At 69.1% G+C, this 9709-nt stretch carries 10 protein-coding genes; 5 read left to right on the top strand and 5 right to left on the bottom strand.

What is annotated here, in order from left to right; all coding sequences use genetic code 11:
* Position 1: 1 nt before the first annotated feature.
* Together ACJ8AN_RS13705 and ACJ8AN_RS13700 are read left to right on the top strand one after the other, a co-directional pair.
* Positions 2-1345: an AHH domain-containing protein gene (locus ACJ8AN_RS13705; RefSeq protein ID WP_407755775.1), complete on the top strand. Its 1344-nt coding sequence runs from the start codon at positions 2-4 to the stop codon at positions 1343-1345.
* Complete coding sequence (locus tag ACJ8AN_RS13700) at positions 1342-1923, top strand: imm11 family protein (RefSeq protein WP_407755774.1); 582 nt, start codon at positions 1342-1344, stop codon at positions 1921-1923. The genes ACJ8AN_RS13705 and ACJ8AN_RS13700 overlap by 4 nt, the downstream gene beginning before the upstream one ends.
* Before the next feature lie 19 nt (positions 1924-1942).
* Here ACJ8AN_RS13700 and ACJ8AN_RS13695 read toward each other — a convergent pair whose 3' ends face one another.
* Positions 1943-2851, bottom strand: coding sequence for a DUF72 domain-containing protein (locus ACJ8AN_RS13695; RefSeq protein ID WP_407755773.1), 909 nt, complete (start codon positions 2849-2851; stop codon positions 1943-1945).
* 285 nt (positions 2852-3136) lie between these two features.
* On the opposite strand from ACJ8AN_RS13695, the gene ACJ8AN_RS13690 reads away from it, so the two are divergent.
* A complete protein-coding gene (locus ACJ8AN_RS13690; RefSeq protein ID WP_407755772.1) occupies positions 3137-3469 on the top strand; it encodes an HPF/RaiA family ribosome-associated protein in 333 nt (110 codons plus the stop codon).
* Positions 3470-3494: 25 nt separating this feature from the next.
* On the opposite strand, the gene ACJ8AN_RS13685 is transcribed toward ACJ8AN_RS13690, so the two are convergent.
* The 4 genes from ACJ8AN_RS13685 to ACJ8AN_RS13670 form a co-directional block, all read right to left on the bottom strand.
* On the bottom strand, positions 3495-4037 hold the full coding sequence (locus tag ACJ8AN_RS13685) for a hypothetical protein (RefSeq protein ID WP_407755771.1): 543 nt from the start codon (positions 4035-4037) through the stop codon (positions 3495-3497).
* A 115-nt stretch (positions 4038-4152) separates the two neighbouring features.
* Positions 4153-5295, bottom strand: coding sequence for an ATP-binding protein (locus ACJ8AN_RS13680; RefSeq protein ID WP_407755770.1), 1143 nt, complete (start codon positions 5293-5295; stop codon positions 4153-4155).
* Positions 5296-5305: 10 nt separating this feature from the next.
* Positions 5306-5671, bottom strand: coding sequence for a response regulator transcription factor (locus tag ACJ8AN_RS13675; protein WP_407755769.1), 366 nt, complete (start codon positions 5669-5671; stop codon positions 5306-5308).
* Positions 5668-7290 (bottom strand): ATPase domain-containing protein, encoded by a 1623-nt coding sequence (locus ACJ8AN_RS13670; RefSeq protein ID WP_407755768.1) that lies wholly within the window; start codon positions 7288-7290, stop codon positions 5668-5670. The genes ACJ8AN_RS13675 and ACJ8AN_RS13670 overlap by 4 nt, the downstream gene beginning before the upstream one ends.
* Positions 7291-7465: 175 nt before the next feature.
* Between ACJ8AN_RS13670 and ACJ8AN_RS13665 the strand changes: the two genes are divergently transcribed.
* Together ACJ8AN_RS13665 and ACJ8AN_RS13660 are read left to right on the top strand one after the other, a co-directional pair.
* The gene (locus tag ACJ8AN_RS13665) at positions 7466-7762 is read left to right on the top strand and encodes a hypothetical protein (protein ID WP_407755767.1); all 297 of its coding nucleotides are present in this window, start codon (positions 7466-7468) and stop codon (positions 7760-7762) included.
* A gap of 328 nt (positions 7763-8090) precedes the next feature.
* Positions 8091-9707: an AgmX/PglI C-terminal domain-containing protein gene (locus ACJ8AN_RS13660; RefSeq protein ID WP_407755766.1), complete on the top strand. Its 1617-nt coding sequence runs from the start codon at positions 8091-8093 to the stop codon at positions 9705-9707.
* The last annotated feature ends 2 nt before the right edge of the window (positions 9708-9709 follow it).

Genomic DNA, 9709 nt, shown 5'->3' with positions numbered 1-9709 from the left:
CCTGCCCGCCCTCTGGTTGTTGTTGGTGCCGCTGGCGGTCCAGGCAGCACCGTCCGAAGTCGAAGCGCGGCTGTCGGTGTTGGAGCCCGTGCGGGTGAGTCCCTACCAGGGAGAGCACGGAGTGGGGCTGAAGCTCACCTATGCGGCACTCGGGCCGAACCCGGCGCTGGCGCTGTTGTCGCGGGAGGAGGCGCGGGAGGTGGTGGCGGCGCTGGAGGAGGAATTCCAGGTGGCGAGGCCCGGAGCGCATCGGGTGGCGGCGGTCCCCATGAGGGTAGTGGCGGCGGGGATGATGGTGGGGCCCGTGTCCGAGGCGAGACTGCCGGACCTGGAGCGGCGGGTACGCGAGGAGTACGAGAAGCTGTTTGGGCCCGCCGGGTTCACGCAGCCGGAGTCGCTGGAGGGCGCCCGGTGGATGCAGGCGCTGAAGCTCTCGCCGCGCTACATGGGGGACGGGGTGCGCGAGGCGGCGGTGGAGCTGTTCAGCTCGCGCACGGTGCTGCTGTCGGTGGGCATGTCGATGATGCTCTACATGATGGCGTGGGCGGCGCCGGAGCCGGTGTTCTCCAAGGCCTTGGCGGCGACGGTGACGCTGGGGTTGCTGATGACGTACACGGCGGCGGAGCTCTACAACGTGGGGATGGCGTGCCTGCGGCTGTACCGGGAAGCGGAGGCGGCGAGGACGCAGGAGCAGTTGGAGGCGGTGGCCGAGCGCTTCGGGAAGGCATTGGGAGGCGTGGGGCTGCGGGTGTTGGTGACGGTGGCGGGGGCGAAGCTGGCCCGGGGACTGCCGGAGGTGCCGAAGGGAGGGCTGTGGGCGAGGCTGTCCCCCGCGCGCTTCGGCTTCGCGGGAGGGAAGGGAGGCTTCTCGGTGGGGGCGGGGGCGCGAGCGCAGGTGAGCGTGGCGGACGGAACGGTGGTGCTCATGGGCGTGTCGGCGAACACGGCGGCCGGAGCGGTGGCTGCCGCGGTGTCGGCGGCGCGGACGACGGGGGCGTGTGCCGGGTCGAAGGAGGACGACAACCATGCCCACCACCTCGCCACCAACAAGAACGACAAGTCGGAACTCAACGGTGGCCCCTGGACGCCCCGGTTCGAGGAACTCTTCGAGCGGGCGGGGATGAGCCTGGATGATGCGGCGAACATCGTCTATCTGCGAGGCCACAAGGGGCCTCATCCCGAGGATTACCACAGCGAGATATTCAAGCGACTGGATGGGGCGCTTGGGAGATGTAGGTCTGCGGCTGAATGTCGAGCCAAGCTCTTGAGAGCGCTCGACGAGATTGCAGGAGAAGTCTGTAAGCCGGGCTCCAAGCTCAACAAGCTCGCCACGAGGCAACCATGACAGCACAGATGAAGTATTACGAAATATACGATGACGTATACATCCCAGGACGGTGGCACCTGAGGATGCCTCTCCATGAGCAGGAGGGTGATGAAGAACTGTTCGACGTCTGGAGATTCAAGGAAGGACGGGTCCTGAACATCGAGAAGCCGATCCGCTTGTCGGTGAAGCCGGCGGGCGTTGCGCTGGAATTCTCTTATTCCTTGGGGGGACCCATTGTTCACCGCCGGGTCGTCGCGCTATTCGAGCGTCTGGGCATTCAAAAGGAAGTGCAATTCATCCCGGTCGAGGTGGAGGGGCAGACGGAGCCCTATTTCCTCCTCAATGCTTTACAAGTCATCCGGTGCATCGACGACGCCCGGTGCGAGGAGGTGTTCCATTGGAGGCCGGAGGACGGCGAGCCGGACAGGGTAGGTGAATACAAGAATGTCCGAGGTCTGAAGGTGGACCCCTCGAAGATTGGCGAGGCCCACATCTTCCGGCCGTGGGGCTGGGAAGTGGTCCTCATTGTCTCCGAGCGCGTCAAGCGCGCCATGGAGGAGGCGGGCATCACCGGCACCAAATTCCTCGAGGTCTGAGCCGTGGGGCCTCGTGCCCTCACCCCGCGGGGCTGGCCCCAGGGGGCTCGCGCGTCTCCTCCTCCGGCGGCAGCACGTAGGGCCCGAGCGTGTCGCGGTACTCGCTCACCAGCGTCTCCGGGGCGTGCACCTTCCGGCCCGTGAGCATCGTCTGCAGCATCATCGCATTGACCACGCCCTTGCCTCGCACGTGGTTGTTGGTGACCACGTACACGTCACTCACCCGCGGGTGCCCGGCGATCTCCTGGGTGCGCTCGGCCCAGGGCTTCAGCTCCTTCGCCGTGTACAGGTAGTCGTAGCGCTCCATCGCGCTCGCCGTCTTGCGAAACCAGTTGCGGTAGTTGCGCCCGTGCACCCGCACGTACCCCACCGACGACGTCACCCGCGCACTCGGTGCAATCGAATCGTGGAACAGCGGCTGGTCGATGTTCACGAAGCCCAAGCCGCGCTCGGCGAGCTCCGTGAACACGTCCGGCACGTTCCAGGACTCGTGCCGCACCTCCACCACCAGCGGCCAGCCGGAGAACGTGGACACCAGTGCGTCCAGCCAGTCCCGGTTCTCCTCGGTGTTGCGGAACGACCAGGGGAACTGCATCAGCACCGCCCCCAGCCGCCCCGCCTCGTGGATGGCGTCGAGCCCCTCGCGCGTCTGCTTCACCTCGTCGGCCGTCCACACCGAGTCCCGCTCGTGCGTGAAGCGCTTCCACAGCTTCGCGGTGAAGCGGAAGTCCGGGTTGAAGTCCGTGCGCGCCACCCACAGCTCCGCGTTGCGGCGGCTGATGGGCCCGTAGAAGCTGGTGTTCAGCTCCATCGCGTCGAAATACCCCGCCAGGAAGGCCAGCGGATCGAAGCTCCTCGGCTTCGGCTTCGGGTACACCACTCCCGCCCAGTCGTCGTAGCTCCACCCCGCGGGGCCGACTCGAATCACACGCTCACCTCCAACGAGCAAGGGTGTGCATCGTCCTGACGCTCCGCAGCACAAGCCCGCCTGGCCGCCTCCCGGAGTGCCTGTCCGTGCGGGGCCGCGCACCCCCCGTGTGTCCCGGCGCTTCTTCCGCAAAGGCTGCGCGCCCGCGGAGGGCTTCCGCAAAGGCTGCGTGCCTGAAGGGGCTCCACCCCGGGTCTTCCGAGGGAGAAGGCGTTGGCTCTCCGTATGCAATGGAGAGTGGGCGTCACGACGGCTCCAACGGCGAGCCCAGCAAGAGGCGCGAAGATGAAGCGAAACCTGCAGATCACCTTCCGTGGAATGAGTCCCAGCGATGCCCTCTCGGAGCACATCCGCGACAGCGCGGACAAGCTCGAGCAGTTCTTCGACGGCATCACCGGCTGCCACGTGGTGGTGGAGGAGCCGCACCGGCATCATCAGCAGGGCAAGCAGTTCCACGTCCACCTGGACCTGCACGTCCCCGGCAAGAACATCGTGGTCGACCGCGACCACGCGGATAAGAGCTCGCACGAGGACGCCTACCAGGCTGTGAACGATGCCTTCGATGCCGCCCGGCGCCAGCTGCAGCACTACGCAGAGGGGCTTCGCGCCCACCGTTGAGTCGCGTGATGAGGGGGCGACGGGCTCACGGCGGGCCGTTGTAGGTGGGGTCGTCGCCCGGCACGGTGTTCTTGCCGCGCACGTCGTAGGTGCATTCGAGGTGCGAGCCATCCTCGAACAGGGCGTCTATTTTTCCCTCGAGGTTGTTGGCGTCCGCGAGCTTCACCGTGATGGTGCCGCCACCCAGGGCGGGGGCGTCCGCGGGCGCCCGCAGCTTCCACACGGACACCCTGCCGTCCTGGGGCTTGTGCTGCGCGATTTCCTCCGGAGACATGACGAGGGGCAGCGCCATCGTGTCCTGCTCGGCGGGAAGGCTGATCACCGTGAGCAGTTGCAGGGCGCCGTCTCCGTAATTGAGCCGGAGCCACGCCCCGCGCGTCGGGGCGACGTCACTGTTCATCGGGCGGATGGTGAGCATGCTGTCGCCATCGATGTCGCCCGAGATGTGGGTGCCGCCCACGGTGCCCTCGCACCGGCCGCTCGGTCCACAGCCGGTGAGCAGTACGGCCCCGAGCACCAGGCCCGTGACGCCGCGGCGCACGTGGGGAAAGAGGAAGAAGGGTCTCATCCAGTGACTCCAGGCGAAGAGGGGTTGTCTTCGCGCCATCCTCACAAGGCGCTGGAGGCGACTCAATCCATCTCATTCACGGCTGTCGGCCCGAAGGCAGCGCCCGGCCGGGCCGTCACGGGCTGGGCGTGCGCGGGAGCACCAGGCGGAACGTGGTGCCTTCCTCCTGGCGGGACTCGACCTCCAGCCGGCCGCCGTGCGCCCGCGCCAGCTCGCGCGAGATGTACAGGCCCAGGCCCATGTTGCCCTCGTGCGAGTGCCGCTCCGAGCCCTGGGTGAAGGGCTCGAAGAGGGTGGGCAGCAGCTCGGGCGCGATGGGCGGGCCCTCGTTGTGGACGTCGACGCCCACGCTCCGCTCGTCCGCGTGCACCGTCACCCGCACCGGCGTCCCCGAGGGACTGTGTCGCACGGCGTTGCGCGTGAGGTTCGTCACCACCTGGGCGAGCCGGTCCGGGTCCCACTCGCCGCGCAAATCCCTCTCGGTGGCCCGGAGCAAGTGCAACATGCGCTCGGGGAAGGCCAGCGCCACCTCGTCCACCACCTGCTGGGCCACCTCGCCCAGGTCGCATGGCCGGGGCTCGAGAGGAATGCCGCCGCCGAGCCGGGCCCTCGTGTAGTCCAACAGGTCGCGGATGAGCCGGTGGGCGCGGTCCGACGCGTTGACGATGCGCTGGAGGTTCTGCTGCACGCGCTCGTCGAGGTTCCCCCGGCGCAGCAGCATCGCGGCCGACAGGGTGATGGCGTTGAGGGGATTGCGCAAATCATGGCTGACGATGCCCAGCACCCGGTCACGGAACTCCAATGCGTGCCGCAACTGCTGCCGCTCCGTCTCCAACTCCCGGGTGGAGGCGCGGGCGTAGGTGGTCACCGACTCGACGACGGCCTGGTCCAGCGCCAGGTGCAGCAGCTCCATCTCGGCGATGGGGGGCTGGGGGCACTCGGACAGGAGCACGCGCACGAAGGTGTTGCGCAGCAGGGCGTACTCGCGCACCACCTGCTCCAAGGCATAACCGAGCCGGTGCCGCTGCTCCGCGTGCTCGCGCGCCTGCTGCTTCAGGGGCTCGTGGGGCCGCTCGGCCCGTCCCAGCGCGAGGGCCTCCACGAGGGCGTCCAGCATCCCCGGGACGTGGGTACGCAGCGCGTCCGCCAGCAGGCCGGAGACGGGCAGCTCGGCCCGGACGAGCCGCGCCCATTCCTCCAGGATGCGGTCCCGGTTCCTCCGCAGGATGTCCAGCAGCTCTGTGGGGCTCGTGGACACGGCGTGGGCCTCAACTCGTGGAAGGGGAGGGCACGGACAGCACCTTCTTCACCGCTCCGAGCAGCGCCTCGATCGAGAAGGGCTTGCGCAGGAAGCCCTGCACGGGCAGGTCCCGCAACGCCTCGCGCGAGCAGGACGTCACCACCACCACCGCGGAGGAAGGGGAGTCGCGCCGCAAGGCCTTGAGCACGGTGAGCCCGTCCACCAGCGGCAGCATCAGGTCGAGCAGCGCCAGGTCCGGTTTCTCCCGCGCGAGCACGTCGAGGGCGTCGAGGCCGTTGCGGGCGGTGCGCACCTGGTGGCCCTCGCCCTCGAGGATGTCCTGGAGCGAGTCGGCGAGCACCTCCTCGTCCTCGATGATGAGGATGCGGCTCATGCGCGCCCTCCCGGCTTGCGTGGGCGGCGCGCTGGTTTCCGGGCGGGCCTGGAGCTCTTGGTGCGGGAAGGCTTGGACGGCCCGGTGGGAGGCGCTCGGGACGGCTGGGGCGGCTCGGGGAGCCCGGCGCGCTCATGGCTGGAGAGCTGCCTGCGCAGGGTGGGCAGGCCGGTCATCATTCCCTCGAGGGAAGCATAGGCCTCGCGCACCTGCAGGCCGTGGTGGGAGATGATGAACTCGCGCAGGAAGGGGTCGTTGTCGCTGTCGCGCATCTTGAGGATGGACAGCAGGCGGCGTAGCCGGCCGTCGAGCTCGACGAAGCGCAGGAGGAGAAGGTTGTCGAAGATGGCCTCCGCGCCCTTGATGGGGGAGTGGAGGTCTGGCCCGAAGAGCGTGTTGGTCTGCTCCGCCACCAGGGTGGTGATGTGCTTGTCGCGCAGGGCGTTGAGCAGCGCGGAGAGGAAGCGCGTGGTGCGCTCGGGGTCGATGGCCTCCCTGGCGAAGGGCTCCAGTCCGTCGATGAAGATGCGCTGGAGCTTGTGCTGGTTGACCAGGTCCATCAGTTCCTGGGCCATGGCGTCGGGGAGCGTCTCCACCGGGGCGCGGGCCTCCAGGCACAGCAGGCCCCTGTCCAGGTAGGGGTCCATGTCGAGCCCCACCTGCTTCGTCTTGCGCCGCAGGGTGTCGACGCTCTCCGCGAAGCCGAAGTACAGGCCGGGCTCTCCGTGGGAGGCGCCCTCGGCCAGGAAGTGCAGGCCCAGGAGCGTCTTGCCGCTGCCAGCGCTGCCGAGCAGCAGGGTAGAGGAGTACGCGACGACGCCTCCCTGGCACATGGCGTCCAGGCTGGGGATGCCGAAGCGCAGCCGGATGTCCGGGTCGGGTATGACCGTGGGAATCTTGCGGTGCACCGCCTCGAAGCGCGGGTAGATGCTCACGCCGTGCTCGTCGATGAGGAAGGTGTGCCGGCCGGGGACGTTGTTGCTGCCCCGGAACTTGAGGACCTCCAGGCCCCGGATGGCCTTGAGTCCGAGCAGCTCCGCGGTCAGCGCGAGGATGCCGTCGACCATGGCGTACTCGACGCCCATGGCCTTGTTCACCTCGGTGCTCAAGAGCAGGGTGGTGCAGTCCGTCAGCCCGCAGAGCACGGACAGTCCCTGGAGGAACTCACGCAGCCCGAGCGGGGAGGCGGCCTGCTCGAGGATGAGGGTGGCGCCGTCGATGACCAGGACCTTGATGTGCTTCTCGCGCACCATCCGGGTGAGCAGCTCCAGCAGCCCGTGCAGGCCCTTGTCCTTCAGCACCGTGGTGCCGCTGACATAGAAGACGTGGGTGCCCACGCTCTCGGGCCGGAAGAACGACATCGAGCGCAGGTGCAGCATCATGCGCGCGTGCGTCTCGGAGAGCAGGGTGAGGTAGAGGGCGCAGTCACCCCGCTCGGCCACGGCGAAGCAGAACTGGTTGGCGAGCGTCGTCTTCCCCGAGCCGGGCGGGCCCGCGACGATATAGGTTCCGCCGCGCAACCAGCCGCCCGCGAGGATTTGATCCAGGTAGGGCGTGCCGCTGGAAATCCGGGGGACTTCCTCCTGGGGCGCCTCCTGCTTCTCCTCACTCCGTGCCATAGAGCCGGTCTCCTTGGGTGAGGCCTCTATTCCCAAGGGTGTGCATCGGGATGGGGAACAAGGGCGGAACACGCTCCGCCGTCTGCCCTGCCTGGGACCGGCCGGGGGATTGTCCGCACGGGCCTCCTCATTCGCCTCGGGGCGGGGCGCGGTTGGTAGGAGGACGAGGTCCGCCATGAATGACGAGAGCCCCCCGGAGACGCAGGCCCAGGTCTGTCACCGCTGCCTGTTGCGGCGGGAGACGGGAGCCGGGGGCGTGGACCTTCCGCGCCGCCTCCGCGACACGCTCGCGGGTAAGGGACTCGACGTCCGCGTCAGCCTCACCGGATGCCTGGGTTATTGCCCCGTGGGGCGGGTGAGTGTGCAACTGCGGCACCTGGGCGAATTCGCGGATGTGGTGTTTCTCGACCCTGGGAGGGATGGCGCGGAATTGCTCACGCTCCTTCCCTACCCATCCACGGAAACGACGTAGTCAGGGTGTCCAGGGGTTTTTGCCTGAGAGGGAGTTGTGTGCGTTGGACGCAGAACTTTCTCGCCGCGGAAGCGCTCGGAAGTGAAAGGAAACACTCGCGCGCGGAAGCGTGAATCCTGGCCGGGGTCTCGGACGTCCTTAGGTTGAGCCACGAGCTGTCCCAACGTCTGGGCAGCGGGGGCTGGTAGGAGGGCGTGTGGACGGGAACCATTCAGACATCGCGGGTGATTTCATTTCTCGGGTGGGCAGCGGGGCTCAGCCCCCGCGGCTCTCCGAGTCCGACTCCGGATCCGAGGCGCCCCCGAGTGTTCAGTCCGCGCTGAGCGAGGTGCGTCCGGATGACCTGGACGCCATCTTCGACGGTGCGCTCTTCGGACCGCCGGCCCTGCAGCCCTCGGCCGAGGCCGCCGCGCCCGCCGCCAAGGACGCCACGCCCGTGCCCGTGGGCGCGATGGATTGGTACATGGAGCGCGACTCGCGGCCGGCGGGCCCGTTCCGCCTGGAGCGGCTGCGCGAGCTGTGGCACCAGGGCGCGTTCGACCCCGACACCCTCTTCTGGTGCGAGGCGTGGCCCACGTGGAGGCCGCTGTCGCGCGTGCCCGAGCTCGTGGCGGCGATGACCGTCTCGGGGCTGCCCACGGTGGTGGCCGATGCGAGCGTCTCCCCGGCCCCGGCCCCCGCGAAGAAGGGCGGCTCCGAGAAGAGGTCCCTCTCGACGCTGCACTCGCTCGTCGCGGAGGAGGAGGGCTTCCTGCGCAAGATGCGGGAGGCGCAGGAGCAGGCGAAGGAGGAGACGCGCTCGGCCCTGCTGGACGAGTCGAGCACTCCCGTGGTGGCGCCGCACCTGGCGCCCGTGCCGGTGGCGCCGCCCGCGCCGCCCGTGGTGGCTCCCGTTCTGGTCGCGCCCATGGCTCCGCCGCTCGTCCCCGGGATGATGGCCGCGCCGGTGCTTCCCCAGGAGCCCGCGCCCTCGCGGCGGGGGAGGACGTTGCTGGCCGGAGCGCTCATCGGCTCCGCGGCCGTGGGCCTCGTCGTGGGCGCGCTGCTCCAGCTGCCCCAGGTCCGTCGCGCTCCGGAGCAGGGGGCCGATGCCTCACCGCGTCCCGCCCCGGCCGTGACGCAGCCCGCGCCCGCGCCCGCGCCGGTGGCGGTGGCTCCGGTGACGCAGCCGCAGGCTCCGGCCGTGCAGGCTCCGGCGCCGCAGCCCGCGCCTCAGGCTCCGGCCGCCGCCACGGCGCCCGTGAAGCCGGAGGTGAAGCCCGCTCCCGCTGCGGTGCAGCCCGAGAAGCCCAGGCCCGCCGTCGTGCCCGCGGCCACCGCCGTGGAGCCGAAGGGGAACGCTGGCCCTCAGGGCTCCGCGCCGGCCGTCTCGGAGGAGCGCATCGCGAGTGCCGCCGGGTCCATCCAGCAGCACCGCCAGACGACGCCTCCTCCCGCGCCCGTGGCTCCGGCCCCGGCTCCGGCCAGCGCGGGGAAGCACAAGGCTCAGCAGGACGAGAAGGCCGCGGATGATCCCACCAACCTCGACGACTCGCTCGACAAGGAGTTCGAGAAGCAGCTGGGCTTCTCGAAGGACGCGCCGAAGTACAAGCCGGAGGATCCGCGCTCCAAACGCAGCGTCTACATCCCGCCCGAGCCGGGCAAGGATCTGCCCGAGTCCCTGTCCACGTCGGATGTCATGCAGGTGGTGAGCGCGCACAAGGAGGCCATCCTCTCGTGCATCGAGACACACAGGCCCGCGCATACCTCGGACTCGGGCAAGGACCGGTTCGTGGTGCGCTGGCGCGTGCTGCCCACGGGTGACGCCGTCGAGGCCCTCGTGGAGACCGAGGGCCTCCAGGGCACGCCGTTCGCCCGCTGCATCGAGGGGCAGGTGCGCTCGTGGAAGTTCCCGCAGCACCGGGTGCAGAGCCGCGAGCCCGTGCGCTTCCCGTTCACGTACTGAGC

Source organism: Archangium sp. (assembly GCF_045802675.1).
In the GTDB taxonomy this organism is placed as follows: domain Bacteria; phylum Myxococcota; class Myxococcia; order Myxococcales; family Myxococcaceae; genus Archangium.
The sequence above is the reverse complement of the archived record's forward strand: the minus strand, read 5'-3'. Positions and strand labels throughout refer to the sequence as shown.